This is a genomic window from Bradyrhizobium mercantei (assembly GCF_001982635.1).
In the GTDB taxonomy this organism is placed as follows: domain Bacteria; phylum Pseudomonadota; class Alphaproteobacteria; order Rhizobiales; family Xanthobacteraceae; genus Bradyrhizobium; species Bradyrhizobium mercantei.
The window spans coordinates 132,743-156,727 of sequence record NZ_MKFI01000011.1; the positions used below are offsets into that span (position 1 = coordinate 132,743).

General features: G+C 66.5%; 23 protein-coding genes. 20 read left to right on the top strand and 3 right to left on the bottom strand.

From position 1 onward, the window contains the following. Positions 1 to 662 precede the first annotated feature (662 nt). The 5 genes from BI327_RS37790 to BI327_RS37810 all read left to right on the top strand — a co-directional run bounded on the left by BI327_RS37790 (position 663) and on the right by BI327_RS37810 (position 4,117). Entirely contained in the window at positions 663 to 2,060 is a 1,398-nt protein-coding gene (locus BI327_RS37790; protein ID WP_083742381.1) for a YXWGXW repeat-containing protein, read from the top strand. Positions 2,061 to 2,145: 85 nt separating this feature from the next. After that, complete coding sequence (locus BI327_RS37795) at positions 2,146 to 2,328, top strand: hypothetical protein (RefSeq protein ID WP_076866611.1); 183 nt, start codon at positions 2,146 to 2,148, stop codon at positions 2,326 to 2,328. A gap of 122 nt (positions 2,329 to 2,450) precedes the next feature. Continuing rightward, a complete protein-coding gene (locus BI327_RS37800) occupies positions 2,451 to 3,353 on the top strand; it encodes a DnaJ C-terminal domain-containing protein (protein ID WP_076866612.1) in 903 nt (300 codons plus the stop codon). Further along, complete coding sequence (locus tag BI327_RS37805; RefSeq protein ID WP_076866614.1) at positions 3,350 to 3,625, top strand: chaperone modulator CbpM; 276 nt, start codon at positions 3,350 to 3,352, stop codon at positions 3,623 to 3,625. Before BI327_RS37800 ends, BI327_RS37805 begins: the two co-directional genes overlap by 4 nt. A 264-nt stretch (positions 3,626 to 3,889) precedes the next feature. Beyond that, positions 3,890 to 4,117 carry a hypothetical protein gene (locus BI327_RS37810; protein ID WP_076866616.1) on the top strand — a complete coding sequence of 76 codons (228 nt, stop codon included), beginning with the start codon at positions 3,890 to 3,892 and terminating at the stop codon, positions 4,115 to 4,117. 5 nt (positions 4,118 to 4,122) lie between these two features. Here the strand turns inward: BI327_RS37810 and BI327_RS37815 are convergent, their stop codons facing one another. Both BI327_RS37815 and ybaL read right to left on the bottom strand, forming a co-directional pair. Beyond that, on the bottom strand, positions 4,123 to 4,374 hold the full coding sequence (locus BI327_RS37815; RefSeq protein ID WP_245335050.1) for a hypothetical protein: 252 nt from the start codon (positions 4,372 to 4,374) through the stop codon (positions 4,123 to 4,125). Positions 4,375 to 4,410: 36 nt separating this feature from the next. After that, complete coding sequence (gene ybaL, locus BI327_RS37820; protein WP_076866620.1) at positions 4,411 to 6,141, bottom strand: YbaL family putative K(+) efflux transporter; 1,731 nt, start codon at positions 6,139 to 6,141, stop codon at positions 4,411 to 4,413. A 114-nt stretch (positions 6,142 to 6,255) separates the two neighbouring features. Between ybaL and BI327_RS37825 the strand changes: the two genes are divergently transcribed. The 15 genes from BI327_RS37825 (at position 6,256) to BI327_RS37895 (ending at position 22,896) form a co-directional block, all read left to right on the top strand. After that, a complete protein-coding gene (locus tag BI327_RS37825) occupies positions 6,256 to 6,921 on the top strand; it encodes an HAD family hydrolase (RefSeq protein ID WP_076866622.1) in 666 nt (221 codons plus the stop codon). 9 nt (positions 6,922 to 6,930) lie between these two features. Further along, complete coding sequence (locus tag BI327_RS37830) at positions 6,931 to 7,884, top strand: sugar-binding transcriptional regulator (RefSeq protein WP_074127073.1); 954 nt, start codon at positions 6,931 to 6,933, stop codon at positions 7,882 to 7,884. A 415-nt stretch (positions 7,885 to 8,299) separates the two neighbouring features. Next, the gene (locus BI327_RS37835) at positions 8,300 to 9,613 is read left to right on the top strand and encodes an ABC transporter substrate-binding protein (protein ID WP_076866624.1); all 1,314 of its coding nucleotides are present in this window, start codon (positions 8,300 to 8,302) and stop codon (positions 9,611 to 9,613) included. Between the two features lie 135 nt (positions 9,614 to 9,748). After that, positions 9,749 to 10,621 (top strand): carbohydrate ABC transporter permease, encoded by an 873-nt coding sequence (locus BI327_RS37840; protein WP_024583852.1) that lies wholly within the window; start codon positions 9,749 to 9,751, stop codon positions 10,619 to 10,621. Between the two features lie 4 nt (positions 10,622 to 10,625). Next, positions 10,626 to 11,456 (top strand): carbohydrate ABC transporter permease, encoded by an 831-nt coding sequence (locus tag BI327_RS37845; RefSeq protein ID WP_076866626.1) that lies wholly within the window; start codon positions 10,626 to 10,628, stop codon positions 11,454 to 11,456. Between the two features lie 15 nt (positions 11,457 to 11,471). After that, a complete protein-coding gene (locus tag BI327_RS37850) occupies positions 11,472 to 12,479 on the top strand; it encodes an ABC transporter ATP-binding protein (RefSeq protein ID WP_076866628.1) in 1,008 nt (335 codons plus the stop codon). An 11-nt stretch (positions 12,480 to 12,490) separates the two neighbouring features. Then, positions 12,491 to 13,264, top strand: a complete 774-nt coding sequence (locus BI327_RS37855) for an SDR family NAD(P)-dependent oxidoreductase (RefSeq protein ID WP_076866630.1) — start codon at positions 12,491 to 12,493, stop codon at positions 13,262 to 13,264. Positions 13,265 to 13,291: 27 nt separating this feature from the next. Further along, entirely contained in the window at positions 13,292 to 14,944 is a 1,653-nt protein-coding gene (locus BI327_RS37860) for an FGGY-family carbohydrate kinase (RefSeq protein ID WP_076866632.1), read from the top strand. A 12-nt stretch (positions 14,945 to 14,956) separates the two neighbouring features. After that, a complete protein-coding gene (locus BI327_RS37865; RefSeq protein WP_076866634.1) occupies positions 14,957 to 15,895 on the top strand; it encodes a carbohydrate kinase family protein in 939 nt (312 codons plus the stop codon). A gap of 82 nt (positions 15,896 to 15,977) precedes the next feature. Then, positions 15,978 to 17,408, top strand: coding sequence for an amidase (locus BI327_RS37870; protein ID WP_076866635.1), 1,431 nt, complete (start codon positions 15,978 to 15,980; stop codon positions 17,406 to 17,408). A gap of 76 nt (positions 17,409 to 17,484) precedes the next feature. After that, positions 17,485 to 18,435 (top strand): ABC transporter permease, encoded by a 951-nt coding sequence (locus BI327_RS37875; RefSeq protein ID WP_076866637.1) that lies wholly within the window; start codon positions 17,485 to 17,487, stop codon positions 18,433 to 18,435. Beyond that, positions 18,432 to 19,322, top strand: coding sequence for an ABC transporter permease (locus BI327_RS37880; RefSeq protein WP_076866639.1), 891 nt, complete (start codon positions 18,432 to 18,434; stop codon positions 19,320 to 19,322). The genes BI327_RS37875 and BI327_RS37880 overlap by 4 nt, the downstream gene beginning before the upstream one ends. Continuing rightward, positions 19,319 to 20,323, top strand: coding sequence for an ABC transporter ATP-binding protein (locus BI327_RS37885; protein WP_076866641.1), 1,005 nt, complete (start codon positions 19,319 to 19,321; stop codon positions 20,321 to 20,323). The genes BI327_RS37880 and BI327_RS37885 overlap by 4 nt, the downstream gene beginning before the upstream one ends. Then, entirely contained in the window at positions 20,320 to 21,348 is a 1,029-nt protein-coding gene (locus BI327_RS37890) for an ABC transporter ATP-binding protein (RefSeq protein ID WP_076866643.1), read from the top strand. Before BI327_RS37885 ends, BI327_RS37890 begins: the two co-directional genes overlap by 4 nt. 57 nt (positions 21,349 to 21,405) lie before the next feature. After that, positions 21,406 to 22,896, top strand: coding sequence for an ABC transporter substrate-binding protein (locus BI327_RS37895; protein ID WP_076866645.1), 1,491 nt, complete (start codon positions 21,406 to 21,408; stop codon positions 22,894 to 22,896). A gap of 160 nt (positions 22,897 to 23,056) precedes the next feature. On the opposite strand, the gene bla is transcribed toward BI327_RS37895, so the two are convergent. Further along, positions 23,057 to 23,974 carry a class A beta-lactamase gene (gene bla / locus BI327_RS37900; RefSeq protein WP_076866647.1) on the bottom strand — a complete coding sequence of 306 codons (918 nt, stop codon included), beginning with the start codon at positions 23,972 to 23,974 and terminating at the stop codon, positions 23,057 to 23,059. Positions 23,975 to 23,985 lie beyond the last annotated feature (11 nt).

Here is a 23,985-nt window from a genome sequence, read left to right on the forward strand (position 1 = left end):
TGGCACCTCAGGGCAACGCGGGCTCGTCGAGATCGGGTCATGCCACCCAGTCCCGCCGGCGGCAGATGGCGGAACGATGACATCCATCATGCAACAGCCCGGTGCAATGGCGCCGGCGGAAACCGCAGGCCAGAGGCTGCCGCTGCTCGCATCGTGTGGTCGTTTCGGGGGAGTGTCAATCGCCCCGCGCAGCCTTTGGCGGGCCGCAGCTAAGCTCTTGCGGCGGCAGACGTTCGTCTCTGGCACTCGTCCGGAGGCACTGCTACGCGCGGCGAGAAAGCGCGCGCGCATCACGGCGACGGCAATGCTGTTGATCGGGTGCTCTGTGAAGCGAACGGCGCGACGAGCTCGATCGTTGCGATCGGACCAAAGCCGGAATCATATTCGCGCATTCGGAATCGGTGACGTCGCATTGCGTGCCGCTCGTGCGTTGATGCAAGCGAGCGTCGCGCAATTGTTCCATTGAATCGCGCAGCACGACGTCACCGCGCACCCTGAACCGCCAATGAATAGCAACGCAATTGCGTTTCCGATTTGCGTCGATGCGTTTCAGGCTGGTGTAAGGTCAAGGGTCTAGCGATGAAGTGTGTCGGTGCATTGCCGATGCGCGGAACTTTTGTTCCGGTTCTCACGTTTGAACGTGCTCATCGAAGAGGCTCCCAATGACCACTCGTCTTCTATCGACCGTGTCGTGTGCAGCGATTGCCGCGGCGCTGTTCTCCACGACCGCCGTGCCGGCGCTCGCGCAGGATGCGGCGTGCGCGCCGGTCTCTGCCGTCGAGACTGCGCCGCCGCCATTGCCGACCTACGATCAGCCGCCGGTTCCCGGTCCTGGCTACATGTGGTCGCCGGGCAATTGGTCGTGGGACGAGGATCGCGGCGATTACTACTGGGTGCCGGGCACCTGGGTGCAGCCGCCGCGGGTCGGCCTGCTGTGGACCCCCGGTTACTGGGGTGCGTTCGGCGGCGGCTTCATTTTCCATCAGGGCTATTGGGGTGATCGCGTCGGCTTCTACGGCGGCATCAATTACGGCTTCGGCTACGGCGGCTCGGGCTATGAAGGCGGCCGCTGGGATCACGGCAACTTCTTCTACAATCGCACCGTGAACAATCTGCAGGGCGCGCGGATCACCAACGTCTACGAGAAGAACGTCACGATCAATCAGACCACCGTCAACAATGTCAGCTACAATGGCGGCCGCGGCGGCATCGACGTGCGGCCCACGCCTGCCGAGCGCGCCGTCGCCAAGGAGCAGCACTTCGCGGCGACGCCGTTGCAACGCAAGCAGGTCGAGACCGCAAGCCAGGATCCGAGCCTGTTCAAGCGGACCAACAACGGCGTGCCCGCTGTTGCGGCGACGGCGCGTCCCGGCGAGTTGAAGGGACCGGGCGTGGTCCGCGCGCGAGCGGTCGGCGAGGCGGTGCCTGCCACCGCTGCAAAGCCGGCGGCCGGCGAGCCGGCGCGTCCGGGCACGGCTGCGGCGCCGGCGACCGCACCAGCCGAGTCCCATGCGCTTCCGGTTCCGGGCAAGGAGATTCCGGCAGCGCATCCGCCCGCCGAGGCGAACAAGCCCGCGGCCGAGGAGAAGCGCACGGCGCCCGCTGCCGAGACCAAGGTCGAGCCGCATCCTGCTGCACCGGCGCCGGCCGGGTCGCATGCGCTTCCCCTTCCCGAGAAGGGCGTCGTGGCGCATCCACCGGTCGAGGCGAACAGGCCCGCAGTCGAAGAGAAGCGCGCGGCGCCCGCCGCCGAGCCGAAGGTTGAGCCGCACCCGGCAGCGGAAGCGGCGCGGCCTGCCGTGCAGGAGAAGCGGCCCGAAGAGGTGCGCAGGGAGGAGCCTGCCGCAAAGCCGGTCGCGCGGCCGGAGCAGGTAGCCAAGCCCGAAGCACGACCCGAGGCGCATGCTCCGCAGCCGGCCGAGGCCCATCCGCAGCCGGCGGCCCGGCCGGAGTCGCACGTTCAGGCGGCGCCGCACCCGGCCGCGCCGCACGTCCAGGCGCCGCCACATGCTGCGCCCGCCGGTCATCCCGCAGAGGAGAAGCGGCAGGAGCAACACTAACGCAAGATCGCGCTCCGCTGGCTCGTTGCAGCGGAGCGCGCTATGCTTCCGCCCGCGCGCAAGCGATCATCACTGGAGGTCGGTCATGGCACAGAGTCACGGTGGCGACGGACAGCTTGACGATGGCAAGCCTCGCTTGAGCGAGGACGATATGCAGCGGGCCCTGCTCGGTCCGCGGGGCGTGCCGGGCAAGCCGGATCCGGCAAAGATGACGCCGCAGCAGGAAAAGAACATCCCCAAATATCTCGATCCCGGACATACCTCGTAGGGTCCCTGCTCTGAGCACATGCCGCGTTGCCCGTTCTCGGGCCGCGTGCCTGCGGACTTGCAAATCATCGGCTTTTGCGCCCTCATGATTGCAGGTGCACTCACGGTGTTGCGGAGCAGGTTGTGAGAAATCCGTACGAGGTCCTTGGCGTTGCCCCGACGGCGTCTGCGGCCGATATCCAGAAGGCCTATCGCAAGCTGGCGAAGAAGCTGCATCCGGATCTCAATCCGGGCGACAAGGCGGCTGAAGACAAGTTCAAGGAAGTCGCCGCCGCGAACGATCTGCTCAGCGATGCCGACAAGCGCAAGCGCTTCGACGCCGGCGAGATCGACGCCAGCGGCGCCGAGCGGCCGCAGCATCGCTACTACCGGGATTTCGCCACTGCGGATGGGGCGCATCCTTACGCCGACAGCTCCGGCTATGCCGACTATATGGATCAGGACGATGCGTTCGCCGAACTGCTCCGGCGCACCGAGCAGGCGCGCGCCAACCGGCGCGGCCGCGACCTGCATTACAGCCTGGCGATCGATTTCGCGGAATCGATCACCGGCGCGAGCAAGCGCCTGACACTGCCCGATGGCGGCACGCTCGACGTGACGATCCCGCCGGGGCTCGTCGACGGCCAGATCATCCGCCTGCGCGGCAAGGGGATGCCGGGCAGCGGCAAGGGCGGCCCCGGCGATGCGCTGATCGAGGTCGAGGTCCGCCCCGATCCGCGCTTCACCCGCGAGGGCGACGACATCTCGCTGGAATTGCCGATCTCGCTGTCGGAGGCCGTGCTCGGCGGCAAGGTCAACGTTCCCACCCCGACCGGCGCCGTCACCATGACGGTGCCGAAGGGCGCGAACACCGGCACGACGATGCGGCTGCGCGGCAAGGGCGCGCCCAAGGTCGGCGGCGGCCATGGCGACGAACTCGTCAAGCTCAAGGTGGTCTTGCCCAAGGGTCCCGATCCCGAGCTCGAGGCGTTCGTGTCGAACTGGGATCGCAAGGCATTCAATCCGCGCGAGGATGGTGCGTCATGAACAAGCAGCAATTCCTCATCGATGCGGGTCTGGAGGTGCAGACCCTGGAGTTCTGGATCGAGCAGCAATGGCTGGTTCCGGACGAGACCGCGAGCGAGATCAGTTTCTCCGACACCGACGTGGCGCGCGCGCATCTGATCCGGGACCTGAAGGGCGACTTCGGCGTCAACAACGAAGGGATCGACGTCATCCTCCATCTGGTCGATCAGCTGCACGGCCTGCGCCGCGCGTTCGAGCAATTGCACAAGGATATCGCGTCACCACCCCGCTAGAGGTCGATGAGCTTGCTTCAAATCGAGCAACGGATCCGGCTTCACCTCGCCCCGCGTGCGGGGAGAGGTCGGAACGCATCGCTAGATGCGTTCCGGGTGAGGGGGAGTCTCCGCAAGCGCGGCTATCACCGCATATGCGGGGACAGCCCCTCACCCCAACCCTCTCCCCGTAAGAACGGGGAGAGGGAGCAGAGGGCCGGCCCGCTAGCCGCTTCGCTTACGACGAACCTCAGCCTTGATCAAGCTCAGCCCTGGGAGACGATCATGACGGACAAGCCGACGCCGCTCGCCCATGGCGAGATCGACGTTCTGATCCTGCAGGCATTGGTGCGCAAGCTGATTGCAAAGGGCGTGCTGACGCCGGACGATGTCCGCGCGATGCTGTTCGAGGCGGCAAAGAACCTCGATCTGGTCGGCAGCGAGCTGACGACGGAAGCCGCCAACATCATCGTGCAGGAAGATCTGGCGCCCGCGTTTCTTGGTGGAGGTTGAGCCCCTCAGGTCTGGCCGCCGCGGTTGGAGACCAGCCGGATCCGGGTGACCTGGCCGGCGTTGCCGGCGAGGTAGCTCTGCGCGTCGCGCACCAGCCGCTCCACCGCGGCCGCGTCGTAGCCCGGATGGCGCGCGTTCAGGTGCAGGTCGGTCTCGATCTGCATCACATTGGTGGTGCCTTCAGCGCTGATCTCGATCGAGAACGACACCAGCGAAACGTGCGGGCTCTTGAACGCCATGTCCTGATCTCCTGTCATGCCCCGTATCGCGCTTGGCCCGCAGGCATTGTTGCTTCAGGCTGCGGAATCCCTTGCGCTCACCGCATTCTGCATGGCCGCACCTGCAGGTCTTCGCTCGAGCTCCTCGATCATGCCGCGGGCGATCTCGCGCTCGCCCATGATCACGATGTCGGCCCCGAGCCCTTTCAGATGATCGACCTCGGCGTCGGAATGCGCCCGCGCGATGATCCGGATATCGGCATTGGCGGCGCGTGCCTGCTCGACGATCTGTCCGGCCTCGAACGCTTCGGGAATCGCGATGACCAGCGATCGCGCGCCGGCCGGATTGGTGGCGCGCAGCACGCTGGCGCGCGCGGCATTGCCCATCAATGCCTCGATGCCGCGCTGCCTGAGTTTTGCGACCGTATCGTCGGACGCTTCGACCGTGAGGAACGGTGCGTTGCGCTGGTGCAGCGCATCGCCGACGAGGCTGCCGACCCGGCCGTAGCCGACCAGGATGGTGTGATCCTGCAAGTCGGTGACCGGGATCGCTTCTGATGTCGTGGTGGCCGGCGAGGCGGCCTGCGGCTTCTCGAGCCGCGACGTCAGCCAGTCGACCACCGCGAACACCAGCGGGTTGAGCATGATCGAGAAGATCGCGCCCGCCAGGATCAGGTCGCGGCCGGCCTTCGGCAGCAGGTTGAGCGCAACGCCGAGCTCCGCCAGGATGAAGGAGAATTCGCCGATCTGGGCGAGGCTCGCCGAGATCATCAGCGCGGTCGCCAGCGGATGGCGGAACAGCACCACGATCAAGAGCGCGGCGAGCGACTTGCCGACTACGATGACGAACAAGGTCGCTGCGAACGGCCAGGGCTCGCGCACCACGCTGAGCGGATCGAACAGCATGCCGACGGAGACGAAGAACAGCACCGCGAAGGCGTCGCGCAGCGGCAGGGTTTCCTGGGCGGCGCGCTGGCTCAGCGGCGATTCCCGCAGCATCATCCCGGCGAAGAAGGCGCCGAGCGCGAGCGAGACGCCGAACAGCTTGGTCGCGCCGAACGCGATGCAGAGCGCGATCGCAAGCACGGTGAGCCGGAACAGCTCGCGCGAGCCGGTGTGGGCGATGTAATGCAGCACCCAGGGGATCAGCCGGCGTCCGACCACCAGCATCAGGGCGATGAACAGCGCGATCTTGACCAGCGTCAGGATCAGCACGCCGGTCAGCCCGAGGCCGAAGCGGGTGGCGAGCGGATCGGACGCGAGTGCGACGCCTTCGCCGCCCTGGAAGCTCGCCACCGCCGGGAACAGCACCAACGCGAGCACCATGGCGAGGTCTTCGACGATCAGCCAGCCAACCGCGATCTTGCCGCGCTCGGTGTCCATCAGCCGCCGCTCCTGCAATGCGCGCAACAGCACGACGGTACTTGCGACCGACAATGCCAGTCCGAACACCAGGCCGGCGCCGACCGTCCAGCCCATCAGCAAGGCCAGCCCGAGTCCCATCAGCGTCGCGACCGCGATCTGGGCGACCGCGCCCGGCACCGCAATCTTGCGCACCGATAGCAGATCGTTCAGCGAGAAATGCAGGCCGACGCCGAACATCAGCAGAATGATACCGAGCTCCGCGAGCTCGGTGGACAGCGCCTGATCGGCGACGAAGCCGGGCGTGAAGGGACCGACGGCGACGCCCGCGAGCAGATAGCCGACCAGTGGCGGAACCCGGAAGCGCTGGGCGATGGTTCCGAAGACGAAAGCCAATCCGAGGCCCGCGACGACGGTCGCGATCAGAGGTGTGTCATGCGGCATTTCGCCTTGTCGCACAGCATGGTTGGCAGTGCACCGCGACCATTTGAGGCGCGGCATTCGGCGCGCAAATTGTGATCTATTGCTCATGGCGTGAGCATATGATCTCATGGCGGGATGGATCCGCGGCTTCCCGAGACCGATCTGGTCATCTTCGACTGCGACGGCGTGCTCGTCGACAGCGAGGAGTTGAGCTGCCGCTGTCTCGCCGAGGCGATGGGCCAGGTCGGCATCGAGATGAGCACCGAGCGGGTGCTGGAGCTTTTTCTCGGGCGCAGCACCACGGCCTTGCTCGACTATTGCCAAAGCGTGGGAAAGCCGTTGCCGGCGACGTTTCTGCCTGAATTGGCGCACCAGGTGCGCGAGACGTTCCGCGCCCAGCTCAAGCCGATCGCGGGCATCGCGGCGGTGCTCAAGGAATTGAAGCTGCCGTATTGTGTCGCCTCGTCGAGCGCGCTTGATCGCGTGAAATTCTCGCTGGAGCTGACGGGTCTTGCCGCCGCTTTCGGGCAGCGGCTTTTCACCGCGCAGATGGTCCGGCACGGCAAGCCGGCGCCGGACCTGTTCCTGCATGCAGCAGGCGCGATGGGCGCCGCACCGCGCCGCACGCTCGTGATCGAGGACAGCGTCAGCGGGGTGACGGCCGCGAAAGCGGCGGGGATGAAAGTGTGGGGATTTGTCGGCGGCGCCCACTATCGGCTGGCGGATGGCAGTGCTCTGCTGCGGCAGGCCGGGGCGGATCGAATCTTCGCCGCGATGACGGATTTCTGGATGGAAGGCTGACACAGGACGATGGCTGCGCCCGACAACGAAAAGTCCCGTCTCGACGATGCGGCGCGCGCCGGCTGGCTGTATTTCATCGCGGGCCACACCCAGGACGAAATTGCAAAAATGCTGCAGGTGTCGCGCGCCTCGGCGCAGCGCCTGGTGTCGCTGTGCCTGGCGGAGCGGCTGATCACGTTCCGCCTCGAGCACCCCATTGCGGCCTGCATGGAGCTGGCCTCGCGGCTGAAGGCGCGGTTCGACCTGGTGCATTGCGACGTCGTGCCGTCGGATCCGGCGGCGCCGCTGTCGAATGCCGGGATCGCCGAACGCAGCGCCAATCTGCTAGAGATGACGCTGCGCTCGGAGACGCCGGTGATCGTGGCGCTCGGCACCGGCCGCGCGGTGCGCGCCGCGGTCGAGCGGGTCTCGCCGATCGAGCGGCCCGATCACCAGATCGTTTCGCTGGTCGGCAACATCTCCGCCGACGGCTCGGCGAGCTTCTACGACACGGTGGGACGGCTCGCCGACCGCACCGGCGCGCGCCATTACCCGATGCCGCTGCCGTTTTTGATGTCGAGCGAGGACGAGCGCAATCGCATGGTCCGGATCGATCCGATCGCGCGGGTGCGGGCGGTTGCCGCCAAGGCCGATCTGCGGCTGATCGGCATCGGGCAGATGGACCAGAAGGCCCAGGTCCATGTCGATGGGTTCGTCACCCGCGAGGAACTGCTGGAGATGATGCGGCTCGGCGCGGTCGGCGAGGTCACCGGCTGGGCCTATGACGCCAAAGGCCGCCTGATCAAGGGCGGTACCAACAAGCGGCTGACCAGCATTCCGCCGCAGATCCCCGCGGTCTCGACCACCATCGCGGCGGCCGTCGGCGCCGCCAAGGTGCCGTCGATCAAGGCCGCGCTCGCGGGCCGGGTGATCAACGGTCTCATCACCGATGAGGCGACCGCGCGCGCGGTGCTGGATCGGTAGGCGCCACATCAAGTTATTCGAAGCAGCCACGCGCTGCACCTCACCTCGCCCCGCCTGCGGGGAGAGGTCGGAATGCATCGCCAGATGCATTCCGGGTGAGGGGGAGCCTCCGCGCACTCGTCCGTCTCCATATGCGCGGAGAGAGCCCCTCACCCCAACCCTCTAAGAGCGAGCTTCGCTCGTCTCGACCCCGTAAGAACGGGGCGAGGGAGCGCAGTCCCGCTGCGGGCGCGATCCAGGCCGACTGGCAAGCTGCTCAGCGCTCCCTTCGCTTCCGCAAAACTCCATCCCCGCGTGCAGTGGAACCCGCAATCGCGCGGGACGGCGTCCCCGCGCGCTTGACAAATTTTGACGACAGGATGAACATACGCCCAACACGTGGGCATATGCTCAACGTGACATAAGGGAGGTCACCTTGAAAAACGTCCTTTGCGCCGTTGCGGGCGCGGCTGCTCTTTTGATCTCTGCCCCCTCGATCGCCCAGACCACGCTGACGGTGGCGACCGTCAACAATGGCGACATGATCCGCATGCAGGGGCTCACCAGCGAATTCACCGCGAAGAACCCGGACATCACCGTGAAATGGGTGACGCTCGAGGAGAACGTGCTGCGCCAGCGCGTCACCACCGACATCGCCACCAAGGGCGGTCAGTTCGACGTGCTCACCATCGGTACCTATGAGGTGCCGATCTGGGCCAAGAAGAACTGGCTGGTGCCGCTCGACAAGCTCGGCGCCGATTACGACGTCAATGATTTGTTGCCGAAGATCAGGGACGCGGTGTCGGTCGACGGCAAGCTCTATGCCGCGCCGTTCTACGGCGAGAGCTCGATGGTGATGTACCGCACCGACCTGTTCGACAAGGCCGGACTGAAGATGCCGGACAGCCCGACCTGGGACTTCGTGGTCGACGCGGCGAAGAAGCTGACCGACAAGTCGGCCGGCGTCTACGGCATCTGCCTGCGCGGCAAGGCCGGCTGGGGCGAGAACATGGCGTTCCTGACCGCGATGGCCAATTCCTACGGCGCGCGCTGGTTCGACGAGAAGTGGGAGCCGCAGTTCAACTCGCCGGAATGGAAGAAGACGCTCACGACCTATGTCGACCTGATGAAGCAGGCCGGTCCTCCCGGCGCCTCTTCCAACGGCTTCAACGAGAACCTCGCGCTGTTCAACGCCGGCAAATGCGCGATGTGGATCGACGCCACGGTGGCGGCGTCCTTCGTGACCAACCCGGCGCAGTCCACGGTCGCCGGCAAGGTCGGCTTCGCGCTGGCGCCGAACACCGGCCTCGGCAAGAATGCCAACTGGCTGTGGGCGTGGAGTCTGGCGATCCCCGCGGGCTCGAAGAAGGTCGATGCGGCCGAGAAGTTCATCGCCTGGGCGACCAGCAAGGATTATTCCAAGCTCGTCGCGTCCAAGGAAGGCTGGTCCAACGTGCCTCCGGGAACACGGGCCTCGCTGTACCAGAATCCCGAGTATCTGAAGGCGGCGCCGTTCGCCAAGATGACCCTGGCCTCGATCGATGCGGCTGATCCGAGCCACCCGACCGTGAAGCCGGTGCCGTATGTCGGCGTGCAGTATGCGGCGATCCCTGAATTCCAGGGCATCGGCACCCAGGTGGGCCAGCAGTTCTCGGCCGCGCTGTCAGGCTCGACCACGGTCGATGCGGCGCTGTCAGCCGCGCAATCCGCGACCGAGCGCGAAATGAAGCGCGCGGGCTACATCAAGTAATCCACGCGATCCGATCGCCAGGGCGTGTCAAGCGCCCTGGCCGCCGACCAGCTTAGACCTCCCGAGCTGGATCACTCGCGACCATCCTGTCCCGCAGCGGGATGGTCGCTCCTTTCCGTAAAGAAGGAGGCGGGGATGGCGACCCAGCAGACCCAACTGCTCGCACGCACACTGCTCACGCCGGCCGTGGCGCTGCTGTTCATCTGGATGATCGTTCCGCTGGCGCTCACGATCTACTTCGCAACCCTGCACTATAATCTGCTCGATCCCGGCTCCGAATCCTTCGTCGGGCTGGAAAACTTCCGCTACTTCCTGACCGATCCCGCCTTCCTCGCCTCGCTGCAGAATACCCTGGTGCTGGTCGGCTCGGTGCTGGCGATCACGATCATCCTCGGCGTGCCGCTGGCGCTGCTGCTCGACCAGCAGGTGGTCGGGCTCTCGATCGTCCGGCTGATGGTGATCGCGCCGTTCTTCGTGATGCCGACGGTGAGCGCGCTGGTCTGGAAGAACCTGTTGATGCATCCGGTGTCCGGCCTGTTCGCCTGGATCGCGCATCTGTTCGGCCTGCCGGCGATCGACTGGTTCAACGACGCGCCGCTGTTCTCGGTGATCCTGATCATCTCCTGGCAATGGCTGCCGTTCGCGACCCTGATCCTCCTGACCGCGCTGCAATCGCTCGACGAGGAGCAGAAGGAGGCGGCCGAGATGGACGGTGCGAGCGCGATCTCGACCTTCATCTACATCACGCTGCCGCATCTGGCCCGCCCGATCACGGTGGTGATCCTGATCGAGACCATCTTCCTGCTCACGGTGTTCGCCGAGATCTTCGTCACCACAGGCGGCGGCCCCGGCCTGCAGACCACCAACATCGCCTTCCTGATCTATTCGCAGGCGCTGATCCAGTACGACGTCGGCAGCGCCTCGGCGGGCGGCCTGGTCGCGGTGGTGCTGGCCAACATCGTCGCCTTCTTCCTCGTTCGTATCGTCGGCCGGAATCTGGAGGCGTAACGTCATGGCGCGGATGGTCACGACACAACGCAAGGTGATCTCGACGGCGGCGGCCTGGCTGGTCGGCTTCCTGATCTTCTTCCCGATCCTCTGGATGGTGCTGGCGAGCTTCAAGACCGAGCTCGAGGCGTTCGCGATCCCGCCGTCGTTCCTGTTCTTCCACTGGACCACGGAGAACTACGTCACGGTGCAGGAGCGCAGCGACTATTTCCACCATGCGCTCAACTCGATCATCATCGCAGGGGGATCGACCTTGATCGCGATGCTGATCGCGATCCCTGCGGCATGGTCGATGGCGTTCTCGCCGACCAAGCGGACCAAGGACGTGCTGCTCTGGATGCTGTCGACCAAGATGATGCCGCCGGTCGGCGTGCTGGTGCCGATCTACCTGATCTTCCGCAACTTCGGCCTGCTCGACACGCGAAGCGGCCTGATCTTCATCCTGTGCCTCGGCAACCTGCCGATCGTGATCTGGATGCTGTTCACCTATTTCAAGGAGATCCCGAAGGACATCCTCGAAGCGGCACGGATGGACGGCGCCACGATTGGCCGCGAGCTGATCTATGTGCTGACGCCGATGGCGGTGCCGGGGCTCGCCTCGACCATGCTGCTCAACCTGATCCTGGCGTGGAACGAGGCGTTCTGGACCCTCAATTTGTCGACGCTCGAGGCGGCGCCGCTCACCGTGTTCATCGCATCCTATTCGAGCCCGGAAGGATTGTTCTGGGCCAAATTGTCGGCGGCGTCGACGCTCGCGATCGCGCCCATTCTCGTGCTCGGCTGGTTCAGTCAGCGGCAGCTTGTCCGCGGCCTGACCTTCGGCGCGGTCAAGTAGCAGAAAGGCTTTTCCATGGGTCAGATTACGCTGCAGGGTGTGCAAAAATCGTTCGGGCCGGTCCACATCATCAAGGGCGCCGACCTCGACATCGCCGACGGCTCCTTCGTCGTCTTCGTCGGTCCATCCGGCTGCGGCAAGACCACGCTGCTGCGGCTGATCGCCGGGCTCGAGGATGTCACCGGCGGCGCCATCCTGATCGACGGCCGCAACGTGGTCGACGTGCCGCCGGCCAAGCGCGGACTGTCGATGGTGTTCCAGTCCTACGCGCTCTATCCGCATATGAGCGTGCGCGGCAACATCGCGTTCGGCCTGAAGATGGCCGGCATCGCCAGGGATGAAATCAACCGCAAGGTCGAGTCCGCCGCTGCGACCCTCAACCTCACCCCCTATCTCGACCGCAAGCCGCGCGAGCTCTCCGGCGGCCAGCGCCAGCTGGTTGCGATCGGGCGCGCCATCGTGCGCGAGCCGAAGGCCTTTCTGTTCGACGAGCCGCTGTCGAACCTCGACGCCGCGCTGCGGGTGCAGATGCGGCTCGAAGTGACGCGCTTGCAGAAGCAGCTCGGCACCACGGCGATCTACGTCACCCACGACCAGGTCGAGGCCATGACCATGGCCGACAAGATCGTGGTGCTGAACGGCGGCAAGATCGAGCAATACGGCTCGCCGCTCGAGCTCTACGAGAAGCCGGCAAACCTGTTCGTCGCCGGCTTCATCGGCTCGCCGAAAATGAATTTCGTTACCGGCGATCTCGCCAGGCAGCAGGGTGCCACGACGATCGGCGTGCGGCCGGAGCATCTGAAGGTCGAGCGCGACGGGCAGGGCGGCTGGCACGGCACGGTCTCGGTCGCCGAGCATCTCGGCAGCGACACCTTCCTCTATGTCGACGCCGGGCCGCAGGGGATGCTGACCGCACGCTATATCGGCGAGCTGGATCTGCATCCGGGCGACAAGGTGTCGCTGATCCCGGATCCGGCGCGCATCCATCGTTTCGACGACAGCGGAAAATCGATCCACGCGTAAGGAAGAAGAAAATGTATCTCGAGAAATTCAGGCTCGGCGGCAAGACCGCCATCATCACCGGCGCGGGGCAGGGCATCGGGCTCGCCTGCGCCGAAGCGCTGGCCGAGGCCGGCGCCAAGGTCATCATCGGCGACCGCGACGCCAAAGTCGCCAATGATGCGCAGGCGGCGCTGAAGGCCAAGGGCTTCGACGCCGACATCGCGCTGATGGATGTGACGGATTCAGGCCGCGTCTCCGCGGTCGCCGACGAGCTGGTGCGCAAATACGGCAAGGTCGACATCCTCGTCAACAATGCCGGCATCGCGCGCAGCGAGACACCGGCCGAGACCGTGACCGACGAGCACTGGCTCAACGTCATCGACGTCAATCTGAACGGCACCTTCTGGTGCTGCCGCGCCTTCGGCAACCACATGCTGAAGGCGAAGTCCGGCACCATCGTCAATGTCGGCTCGATGTCCGGCTTCATCGTCAACAAGCCGCAGGAACAATGCTTCTACAACGCCTCCAAGGCCGCGGTGCATCATCTCACCAAATCGCTCGCCGCCGAATGGGGCGCGCGCGGGGTTCGCGTCAACGCGGTGGCGCCGACTTATATCGAGACCCCGCTGAACGCCTTCGTGAAGAACAGCCCCAGAATGTACGACGCCTGGATCGGTGGAACCCCGATGGCGCGGATGGGGCAGGTCGACGAGATCGCCTCCGTCGTGCTGTTCCTCGCCTCCGAGGCGGCCAGCCTGATGACCGGAAGCATCGTTCTGGTCGATGGCGGCTACACTTGCTGGTAGGCTTGCCCCGCAAATAACGGAGCGGTCATGCGGCAGGCCTTTATTGGGGTGGACGTCGGGAGCACCAGCGCCCGGGCGGGTGTATTCGACGAGGCGGGGAAGCTATTGGGTTCTGCCCGCCATCCGATCCGGGTCTGGCATGAGCCCGGCGATATCGTCGAGCAATCGTCCGACGACATCTGGGCGGCCTGCGTCGCCTCCGTCCGCCATGCTATGCGCGAGGCGGCGGTTGCGCCCGAACAGGTCAAGGGTCTCGGCTTTGACGCAACCTGCTCGCTGGTCGTGCTCGACAAAGCGGGCCGGCCGCTCACCGTCAGTCCATCCGGCGATCCCGCGCGCAATGTCGTGGTCTGGATGGACCACCGCGCCATGGACGAAACTGAATTCGTCAACGCGACCGACGACCGGGTGCTGCGCTATGTCGGCGGCGCCATCTCGCCGGAGATGGAGATCCCGAAGATCCTCTGGCTGAAGCGGCATCTGCCCGCGACGTTCGAGGCCGCCGGGCACTTCTTCGATCTTGCCGATTATCTTTCGTTCCGCGCGTCGGGCTCGCTGGCGCGCTCGACCTGCACCGTCACCTGCAAATGGACCTATGTGGCGGGCGAGGGTGGCTGGAGCGAATCCTTCCTCAAACGCGTCGGCTTGGAGGCGCTCGCGGCCGATCGTTTTGGGCGCATCGGCACCGAGATCGTACCGCCGGGCTCGCCGCTCGGGCGCGGCCTATCCGAGGATGCCGCCCGCGATCTCGGCCTGCTGCCGGGAACCGCGGTCGGTGCCTCCTTGATCGATGCCCATGCCGGCGGCGTCGGTGCGATCGGCGGCCGCGACGGCTCGGGCGCCGAGGTCGATGTCTGCCAGCGGCTTGCCTACATCATGGGGACGTCGGCCTGCATCATGGCGACCACCGTTGATCCCTGCTTCGTGCCCGGCGTCTGGGGCCCGTATTTCGAAGGCATGGTGCCGGGCTTCTGGCTCAACGAGGGCGGCCAGTCGGCGGCGGGTGCCGCGATCGACCATCTGCTCAAGTCGCATCCGGCGCATGCCGAGGTTTTGCTTGCTGCGAAGCGCGACGGCGTCGATGTCATCGAATATCTCGAGAAGCGGATCCTGGCGCGCAGCGGCAATGCCGGCGCGGCCGCGCTGCTCGCGCGCAACGTTCACGTCCTGCCGGAATTCCTCGGCAACCGCTCGCCCTATGCCGATCCCGGCTCGCGCGCGGTGATCGCGGGGCTCGACCTCGACACCGACGTGTCGGCGCTGGAGCGGCTGTTCGTCGCCGGCCTGTGCGGACTGGCCTACGGCCTTGCCGATGTCATCGAGGCCCTGCAGGCCCGTGGCGTCGATGGCAAGACCATCGTGATCGGCGGCGGTGCGAGCCGCAGCCCCTTGGTGCGCCAGATCATGGCCGACACCACCGGCTACACGGTGGCGCTGCCGCAGACCCAGGAGCCGGTGCTGCTCGGCGCCGCGATGCTGGGCGCGGTCGCGAGCGGCGCGCATCATTCGATCAATGCGGCGATGGCCGGCATGTCGGCGCTCGGGCGGCTGAGCGAGCCGACGCAGCCCGCGCTGGCCGATTTCCACCGCCAGAAGCGCGGCGTGCACAAGATGCTGCGTGCGCTCGATCGCGACAGCCGCGAGGCGATGAAACAGGCGCCCGGCGAGGCGCTGGGTTAAGGTGTTTGCAAGATGCTGCTGAGTTGCGGAGATGCGCTGATCGATTTCCTGCCGTCACGGACGGCGGATGGACGCGAGGCCATGACGCCTGCGGTCGGCGGCTCCTGCCTCAACATCGCGATCGGCAGCGCCCGGCTCGATATTCTCACCGGCTTTGTCGGCGGCATCGCGAACGACACGTTCGGCCGGATGATCGCCGATCATGCCGCGGCGTCCGGCGTCGATCTCAGCCGCGCGACGCGCAGCGACCGTCAGGCCACGCTCGCCTTTGCGCGGGTGACCGGCACCGAGACGCAATACGCCTTCTACGACGCCGACACGGCATCGCGGAACTGGACCTACCGGCGCGAGGCGATCGCGCTCGACGGCGTCACCTGCCTTCACACCGGATCGACCACGCTGGTGCACGACAAGGGCGCGGCCGAGACGCTGGCCTTCATCGAGGATGCGCGCCCGCATGTGACGATCGCGCTCGACCCGAACTGCCGGCCGAATCTGGTCAAGGACAAGGACGCCTATCGCGCGCGCATACTGGCGTTCTGCGCCAAGGCCGACATCGTGAAGATGTCCGACGTCGACTTCGCCTATCTGTTTGGCAACGAGGCCTATGCCGCACGCGCCGGGGCGCTGTTGTCCGCCGGAGCATCGCTCGTCGTGATCACGCGAGGCAATGACGGCGCCGCTGCCTGGCACCAAAAGGCCGGACCGATCGAGGTCAAGGCGCCGGTGGTGAATGTCGTGGATACGATCGGTGCCGGCGACAGCTTTCAGGCGGCGCTGCTCGCGGCACTGCATCGGCTGGATCGAATCGCACGGCCGCGGCTCGCAGACATCTCCACAGCCGAGCTTACCCGCGCGCTGTCCTTTGCCTGCACATGCGCCGCCTTCACCTGCACCCGCGCCGGCGCCGATCCGCCGCGTAGCCGGGAGTTGCCCGCCGACACCTGGTAAGCCATGCGCGCGGGGCGATGGACTTGCCGCACGGGGCGCGGCACGATGCCGTCATCGAACACCGATGCGAGCGCGTGCCCGAATGAGCGACGATCTGTGCCTGCTGTCAGCCGTTGAACTTCGCGCCCGGATCGCCCGCAAGGAGGTCTCTCCGGTCGAGATCACCCAGGCGGTGCTGGCGCGCGCCGAGCGGCTGCAGCCCGAGCTGAACTGCTTCATCACGCTGTGCGGTGATGAGGCGATGGCGCAGGCGAAGGTCGCCGAGCAGCAGGTCATGGCCGGCGAGCCGCTCGGGCTGTTGCACGGCATCCCCTTCACCGTGAAGGACATCGTCAGCACCAAGGGCGTGCGGACGACCTTCGGCGCGGTGCCGTACAAGAACAATGTGCCCGACCATGATGCCGTGGCGGTGGCGCGGCTCCGTGCGCAGGGCGGAATATTGCTCGGCAAGACCACAACGCCGGAATTCGGCAGCAAGTGCCTGACCGACTCGCCGCTGTTCGGCCGCACCCGCAATGCCTGGAGCGCCGAACGTTCCAGCGGCGGCTCGAGCGGCGGCGCGGCGGTGGCGGTCGCGAGCGGCATCGCGCCGCTGGCGGTTGCGACCGACGGCGGCGGCTCGACCCGGATTCCCGCGGCCTGCAACGGCGTGGTCGGGATCAAGCAGAGCAACGGCGTGATCCCGCACAGCCAGGTGCAGGACGCCTTCGGCAATCAGACCTACGTCACGCCGACCACGCGCACCGTGGCGGACACGGCGCTGATGATGCAGGCGATGGCCGGCGCGGATCCGTCCGATCCGTGGTCGATCGGCGTGCCGGTGCCTGACTATCTCGACCGCGCCGCGCCGCGCGGTGATCTCAGGGGCCGGCGGGTGCTGTTCTGCCTGTCGCCGCCGGGCCGCCCGGTGACCGCGGATGTCGCCGCCGCGTTCAAGGCGAGCCTCGATCGGCTGGCCGGCCTGGGTGCGGAACTCGAGGAATTTTCCGGCGAAGGTTTTGACATCGAGCCGATCTGGCGCGCCATCAATCACACGGTCTGGCGTACCCGTTTCGAGAAGCTCGCGGCCGACCATCCCGACGACCTCAGCCCAACCTTCCTGAAGCAGCTCGCGCTCGCCGCGAAGGTGAGTGGCGTCGACTACCAGCAGGCGATGTTCGATCGCACCGCGCTGTTCCGCCGGGTGCAGTCGCTGTTCGCGCACGGCGATCTGCTGGCGATGCCGACCCTGACCCGCACGGCGCTGCCGATCGACCAGGATCTGTTCGGCACCATCGAGATCGACGGGCAGCGTTTTGACAGCGTGCGGCCGCACTGGTTTCCCTGGACCATGCTGTTCAACATGACCGGGCATCCCGCGGTCAGCATCCCCGCTGGCTTCGGCCGCGACGGCCTGCCGATCGGGCTGCATCTGGTCGGCGGCTTCCGGGCCGATGCGGAACTCCTGCACGCCGCAGCACTGTTCGAGCAGGCGAGCGATCTGCTGGGGCGCTGGCCGGCGATCGCGTCGTGAATGGCGCGGCGAAGGGCTTGCATTCGTTCGCGAACATGGTGAAACCTGCAGCCTGTTCCTCACGCGTCGAGCGGGCATGAGCGTATTCTTCCTGCGGCGGATCCTGACCCTGGTGGCGACGCTGGTCGTCGCGTCGCTGATCATTTTCCTGGTGCTCGACGCGTTGCCCGGCAATGCCGCGCAGATGCTGATGGGCGCCGACGCCTCGCCCGACGCGGTGCGCGCGCTCACCGTCAAGCTCGGGCTCGATCAGCCGCTCATGGTGCGCTACCTGCTCTGGCTCAAGGGCATGGCGGTCGGCGATCTCGGTAACAGCTACGTCTATGGCACACCGGTGGCCGGCCTGATCGCGGAGCGGCTGGTGCTGACCATCCCGCTCGCGATCATGTCGATGCTGATCACGGTGGTGCTGGCGCTCGCCGCCGGCATCTACACCGCGGCCAACCACAACAAGCTCGGCGATGTCGGCGTGATGTCGCTGACGCAGATCGGCATCGCGCTGCCGAATTTCTGGTTCGCGATCCTTTTGATCCTGCTGTTCTCGGTGAAGCTGCAATTGCTGTCCGCCGGCGGGTTTGCCGGCTGGGACGACGGCATCTGGCCCGGCATCCGCTCGCTGCTGCTGCCGTCGATTTCGCTTGCCGTGGTGCAGGCCGCGATCCTCGCCCGCGTCACGCGCTCCGCGGTGCTCGAGGTGCTGCGCGAGGATTTCGTGCGGACCGCGCGCGCAAAGGGGCTCGGCAAGCACGAGGTGCTGTGGCGCCACGTGCTGCGTAATGCCATGATCCCGGTGATGACGGTCATGGGCCTGCAATTCGCCAATCTCCTGGCCGGCACCATCGTGATCGAGAACGTGTTCTATCTGCCGGGCCTGGGCCGTTTGATCTTCCAGTCGATCGCCAACCGCGACCTGATCGTGGTACGCAACTGCGTCATGCTGCTGGCGGCGATGGTCGTGATCGTGAACTTCGTGGTCGATGTGCTGTATGCCTTCATCGATCCGCGCATCAAGGTGGCCAACCTGTGAGCGCGCCGCTGACCGCATCCACGGCGGCCATCACACCGGGCGCGCGGCCTGTGACCGGCTTCTGGCGCCGCGCGCTGCGCCATCGCAGCTTTGCGCTCGGCGCGGTGCTCAGCCTCGTCGTGCTCGGCGCGGCGCTGCTGTCGCTGGTCTGGACGCCGTGGCCGGCCTATGACATCGACGTCGCGTCAAAACTGCGGCCGCCGTCGGCGGCGCACTGGCTCGGCACCGATGTGCTCGGCCGCGACATCGTCTCGCTGCTCCTGGTCGGTGCGCGCTCCACCATTCTTGTCGGCGTCATTGCGGTGGGCATCGGCCTCACCTTCGGCGTTGGCCTCGGCCTGATCGCAGCGGCCCGCAAGGGCTGGACCGAGGAGCTCATCATGCGGATGAGCGACTTCACCTTCGCGTTCCCCGCCGTGCTGTCGGCCATCATGCTCGCCGCCGTCGCGGGACCCGGCATGGTGACGTCGATCACCGCAATCGGCATCTTCCAGATCCCGACCTTCGTCCGCGTCACCCGCGGTTCGGCCAATGCGATCTGGGCCCGCGAATTCGTGCTGGCCGCCCGCGCGGCCGGCAAGGGCTCGTTCCGCATCACCATCGAGCATGTGCTGCCGAACATCCTGTCGATCCTGATCGTGCAGGCGACCATCCAGTTCGCGCTCGCGATCCTCGCCGAAGCCGCGCTGTCCTATCTCGGGCTCGGCACCCAGCCGCCGCAGCCGTCCTGGGGCCGCATGCTCAATGACGCGCAGACCCTGCTGTTCCAGTCGCCGATGCTCGCGGTCTATCCGGGTGCGGCGATCGCGATCGCGGTGCTCGGGCTCAATTTGCTCGGCGACGGCTTGCGCGATCTGCTCGATCCCCGTTTGGCGCGGGAGCGATGAGCATGCGTGAGGCGCCGCTGCTCGAGGTGAAGGACCTTGGCGTTACGCTCAACACCAGCCGCGGCCCGGCGCAGGCCGTCCGCGGCGTCAGCTTTGCGCTTCGCCGCGGCGAGACGCTCGGGCTGGTCGGCGAATCCGGTTGCGGCAAGTCGGTCACCGCGCTCGCCCTGATGGGGCTGCTGCCGGAGAGCGCCGTGATCAGCGGCAGCGTCAGGCTCGATGGCGCGGAGCTGGTCGGCCTGCCGGATGCGGCCTATTGCAAGCTGCGCGGCAACCGCATCAGCATGATCTTCCAGGAGCCAATGACCGCGCTCAATCCGATGCACACGATCGGGCACCAGGTCGCCGAGCCCTTGCTGCGCCACACCGGCGTCTCGGCAGCGCAAGCGCGGCAGGAGGCGATCGCCTTGCTCGATCGCGTCGGCCTGCCCGATGCGGCGAAGCGCGTCGACGCCTATCCGCACCAGTTTTCCGGCGGCCAGCGCCAGCGCATCACCATTGCGATGGCGCTGGCCTGCCAGCCCGACGTCTTGATCGCGGATGAGCCGACCACCGCGCTCGACGTCACGATCCAGGGCCAGATCCTCGATCTGATCGCCGGCCTCGTCGCGGAGCACGGCATGTCGATGATCCTGATCTCGCACGACCTCGGCGTGATCGCCGAGAATGTCGATCGCATGATGGTGATGTATGGCGGCACCGTCGTCGAAAGCGGCGCCACCGATGCCGTGTTCACGCGGATGGGCCATCCCTATACGCAGGGCCTGTTCCGCGCCCGCCCGCGGCTCGGTGCGCGCAAGGGGACTCGGCTCAAGACCATTGCCGGCACCGTGCCGGAGCTGGCCGACCTGCCGGCGGGATGCACCTTCGCCGACCGCTGTGCGATCGTCGAGGCGCGCTGCCGCGCGGCGCTTCCGGCTGTGGTCGATGTCGGCGGAAGCCATGGCGTGCGTTGCATCAGGACAGATGTCTCGATGGCCGCCGGGGGCGTTGGCGCATGACGATGCTGGACCAGCCGTCACCGGCAACGCCGCTGCTCGCGGTGACCCATCTCGCGCAACGCTACACGCTGCCGCGTGAAAGCCTGTTCAAGCCGCCGGCGCAGGTGCATGCACTCAACGGCGTCACGGCGCAGGTCATGCCGGGCAAGAGCCTCGGCGTCGTCGGCGAGTCCGGCTCGGGCAAATCGACCTTTGCGCGGCTGGTGATGGCGCTGGAGCGGCCGACGGCGGGGCAGGTCGTGTTGCTGGGCCGCGACCTCAACCAGCTGTCGCCCGATGACCTGCGCCGCGCCCGCCGCGATTTCCAGATGGTGTTCCAGGATCCCTACGGCTCGCTCGATCCGCGGCAGACCATCGCGCGCATCGTGGCCGAGCCGCTCACCGCGCTCGGGCGCATCGATCGCGCTGGCCTGCGCGAGCGCGTTGCAACCACGCTGCGGCAGGTGGGCTTGCGCGATGCCGACATGGACAAGTTCCCGCACGAATTCTCCGGCGGCCAGCGCCAGCGCATCGCGATCGCACGCGCACTCATCACCCAGCCGAAGCTGATCGTCGCCGACGAGCCGGTCTCGGCGCTCGATGTCTCGGTGCAGGCGCAGGTGCTCAATTTGATGCAGGACCTGCAGGACGAGTTCGGCCTGAGCTACATCCTGATCAGCCACGACCTCGCGGTGGTCGATCTCATCTGCGACGAGATCGCGGTGATGTATCAGGGAAGGATCGTCGAGCAGGGGCGGCCGGCCGATCTGTTCGCGCACAGCGCCCATCCCTATACGCGCGCGCTGCTCGATGCGGTTCCGCGGGCGCGCGCCGGTGGTGTCCGGCGCCGCCGCGGCGCGCAGGCGATCGGCTCGCAGGCGTCGGCCACGGCCGGGTGCCCTTACGCGCCACGCTGTCCATTGGCCGACCGGCATTGTCGCGAGACCGCGCCTGCGCTACGCAACGTGGCAGACGCCCATCTGGCGGCCTGCCATTACGCCGAAGCTGTGATGGCGCTGCCGCCGGTGGTCGCCGAGGCCGGTTAGTCCTTGGTGGAGGGTTGGCCCAGGCTGATAAAAAGAATACGTCCGGGGAGCAGACCAATGCTGAGGAAACTGTGCATCATCGCGGCAGCTGCCGCACTCGCCGCAGCGCCGCTGCCGAGCCTCGCGCAGGGCAAGAAGGACAGCGTCGTGATGGGCATGACGCTGGAGCCGCCGGGGCTCGATCCGACCAACGCGGCGGCCGCGGCGATCGCCGAAGTCACGCTCTACAACGTCTATGAGACGCTGACCAAGATCAACGAGGACGGCTCGGTGTCGCCGCTGCTCGCCGAGAGCTGGCAGGCGTCAGCGGATCTCAAGACCTACACTTTCAAGCTCCGCAAGGGCGTCAAATTCCACAATGGCGAACCGTTCGACTCCGCCGCCGTGAAGTTCACCTACGAGCGCGCCGCGGCGCCGACCTCGACCAACAAAGACAGGAGCCTGTACCAGGCCTTCACGTCGGTGACCGCGCCCGACGCGGAGACGATTGTCATCGCACTGAAATATGCCGAGCCCAACCTGCCGTTCCTGCTCGGCCAGGCGTCGGGCTCGATCGTCGAGCCGAAGAGCGCGCCGACCGATGTGACGCAGCCGGTCGGCACCGGACCCTACACGCTCGGCAGCTGGGCCAAGGGCTCGTCGATCACGCTGGTGAAATGGCCTGACTACCGCAACGCCGCCGCGATCAAGCTCGCCAGGGTGACGATCCGCTTCATCGGCGATCCCGCCGCCCAGGTCGCAGCGCTGCTGTCGGGCGACGTCGACGCGTTTCCGCGGGTCGCGGCGGCCCGCAGCCTCGCGCAGTTCAAGGCCGATCCGCGCTTCAACGTCCTGATCGGCGGCTCCCGCACCAAGACCATCGTCGGCATCAACGAGCGCAAGAAGCCGCTCGACGACATCAGGGTTCGCCGCGCCATCCTGGCTGCGATCGACCGCAAGGCGATGATCGACGGCGCGGTCGACGGTTTCGGTACGCCGATCGGCAGCTTCTATACGCCGGGTTCGCTCGGCTATGTCGATACCACCGGCATCAATCCCTACGATCCCGAACTCGCCAAGAAGCTGCTGGCCGAAGCCGGCGTCAAGACGCCGCTCGAGCTCAGCCTGAAACTGCCGCCGCCGTCCTACGCGCGGCAGGGCGGCGAGATCCTCGCGGCACAGCTCGCCAAGGTCGGTATCATCGCCAAGATCGAGAACGTGGAGTGGGCGCAGTGGCTGTCGCAGGTCTTCACCGGCCCGCACAATTACGACCTCACCATCGTCGCCCATGTCGAGCCGTTCGATCTCGTGAAGCTGACCGAGCCGGATTATTATCTCGGCTACAAGTCCGAGGCGTTCAACGCGCTCTACCAGCAGATCATGGCGACGCCGGATGAGGCCGGCCGCGCCAAGCTGCTCGGCGACGCCCAGCGCATGCTGGCGACCGACGCTGTCGCCGGCTTCCTGTTCCAGCCGCAATTGATCACGATCGCCAGCAAGAAGCTGAAGGGCGTCTGGAAGGACGTCCCGCAGTTCGAGAATGATTTCTCGACCTGGTCTTGGGAGTAGCCGCGGCGCGCGTGCTCCGGCTTGGAAGCGCACTTCATCCACGTCATTGCGGGCGAAGCGAAGCAATCCATTTTCACCCCGTATGTGGACGGATGGATTGCTTCGCTTCGCTCGCAATGACGAACGTGAGCAGGTTCGGAACTTCCAAATTGCGGCAAAACTAACCGCTCTGCCCGGTGCTCGCATTCGAAACGGCGCGCGCGACATTGGCGATCACCTCGTTGCACTTGTCCATGGGTGCGCTTGCCCCGGTCAGATAGACCGTCACCACGATCGGCTTGCGGCCGGGCGGCCAGAACACGCCGACATCGTTATAGGTGCCGCGCTCGCCGGTGCCGGTCTTGTCGCCGACCCGCCAGTCGCGCGGCACGCCGGCGCGCAGCCTGGCGTCGCCGGTCTTGTTGGCGACCATCCAGTCCACGAGCCTCTGGCGCGAGGCGGCTTGCAGGACATCGCCGAGCATCACGCGTTGCAGATTTTTCAGCATCGCGACAGGGCTGGTTGTGTCGCGCGGGTCGCCGGGCACGGCTTCGTTCAGTTCCACCTCCCAGCGGTCGAGCCGGCTGACATTGTCGCCGATGGTGCGGAAGAAACTGGTCAGGCCCGCGGGCCCGCCGATCTCGCGCAGCAGCAGGTTGGCCGCGGTATTGTCGCTGAGTGTGACCGCGGCCTCGCAGAGTTCGGCCAGCGTCATGCCCGATCCGACGTGCTGCTTGGCGACGGGCGCGTAGGCCAAGATATCCTTGGCCTCGACCTGCATCCGTTGATCAAGGCTGGATTCGCCACGATCGACCCGGTGCAGCACGGCCGCTGACAGCATCGCCTTGAAGGTGCTGCACATCGGGAACCGCTCGTCGCCGCGCCGGCTCGCACGCAATCCCGTCTCCATGTCGAGCGCGGCGACGCCGAGCCGGCCGGTGGTCGCAAGCTCGATGCGCGCAAATTCCTGCTGCAGCCGCTGCGCCGGCTCGCCCGGTGCCGCCGCTGCACTCTGTCCCGCCGCGGCGCTTGGCCGCGGCAGGGTGCAGGAGGCCGCAAGGCCCAGCGCGTGCAATCCAAATGTCCGTCTCGTCAGCATGTCCCGTCTCC

Coding starts and splice junctions, on each gene's coding strand:
- BI327_RS37790 (WP_083742381.1), top strand. CDS start 663: ATGACCACTCGTCTTCTATCGACCGTGTCGTGTGCAGCGATTGCCGCG.
- BI327_RS37795 (WP_076866611.1), top strand. CDS start 2,146: ATGGCACAGAGTCACGGTGGCGACGGACAGCTTGACGATGGCAAGCCT.
- BI327_RS37805 (WP_076866614.1), top strand. CDS start 3,350: ATGAACAAGCAGCAATTCCTCATCGATGCGGGTCTGGAGGTGCAGACC.
- BI327_RS37810 (WP_076866616.1), top strand. CDS start 3,890: ATGACGGACAAGCCGACGCCGCTCGCCCATGGCGAGATCGACGTTCTG.
- BI327_RS37815 (WP_245335050.1), bottom strand. CDS start 4,374: ATGACAGGAGATCAGGACATGGCGTTCAAGAGCCCGCACGTTTCGCTG.
- ybaL (WP_076866620.1), bottom strand. CDS start 6,141: ATGCCGCATGACACACCTCTGATCGCGACCGTCGTCGCGGGCCTCGGA.
- BI327_RS37825 (WP_076866622.1), top strand. CDS start 6,256: ATGGATCCGCGGCTTCCCGAGACCGATCTGGTCATCTTCGACTGCGAC.
- BI327_RS37830 (WP_074127073.1), top strand. CDS start 6,931: ATGGCTGCGCCCGACAACGAAAAGTCCCGTCTCGACGATGCGGCGCGC.
- BI327_RS37840 (WP_024583852.1), top strand. CDS start 9,749: ATGGCGACCCAGCAGACCCAACTGCTCGCACGCACACTGCTCACGCCG.
- BI327_RS37845 (WP_076866626.1), top strand. CDS start 10,626: ATGGCGCGGATGGTCACGACACAACGCAAGGTGATCTCGACGGCGGCG.
- BI327_RS37850 (WP_076866628.1), top strand. CDS start 11,472: ATGGGTCAGATTACGCTGCAGGGTGTGCAAAAATCGTTCGGGCCGGTC.
- BI327_RS37855 (WP_076866630.1), top strand. CDS start 12,491: ATGTATCTCGAGAAATTCAGGCTCGGCGGCAAGACCGCCATCATCACC.
- BI327_RS37860 (WP_076866632.1), top strand. CDS start 13,292: ATGCGGCAGGCCTTTATTGGGGTGGACGTCGGGAGCACCAGCGCCCGG.
- BI327_RS37865 (WP_076866634.1), top strand. CDS start 14,957: ATGCTGCTGAGTTGCGGAGATGCGCTGATCGATTTCCTGCCGTCACGG.
- BI327_RS37870 (WP_076866635.1), top strand. CDS start 15,978: ATGAGCGACGATCTGTGCCTGCTGTCAGCCGTTGAACTTCGCGCCCGG.
- BI327_RS37875 (WP_076866637.1), top strand. CDS start 17,485: ATGAGCGTATTCTTCCTGCGGCGGATCCTGACCCTGGTGGCGACGCTG.
- BI327_RS37885 (WP_076866641.1), top strand. CDS start 19,319: ATGAGCATGCGTGAGGCGCCGCTGCTCGAGGTGAAGGACCTTGGCGTT.
- BI327_RS37890 (WP_076866643.1), top strand. CDS start 20,320: ATGACGATGCTGGACCAGCCGTCACCGGCAACGCCGCTGCTCGCGGTG.
- BI327_RS37895 (WP_076866645.1), top strand. CDS start 21,406: ATGCTGAGGAAACTGTGCATCATCGCGGCAGCTGCCGCACTCGCCGCA.
- bla (WP_076866647.1), bottom strand. CDS start 23,974: ATGCTGACGAGACGGACATTTGGATTGCACGCGCTGGGCCTTGCGGCC.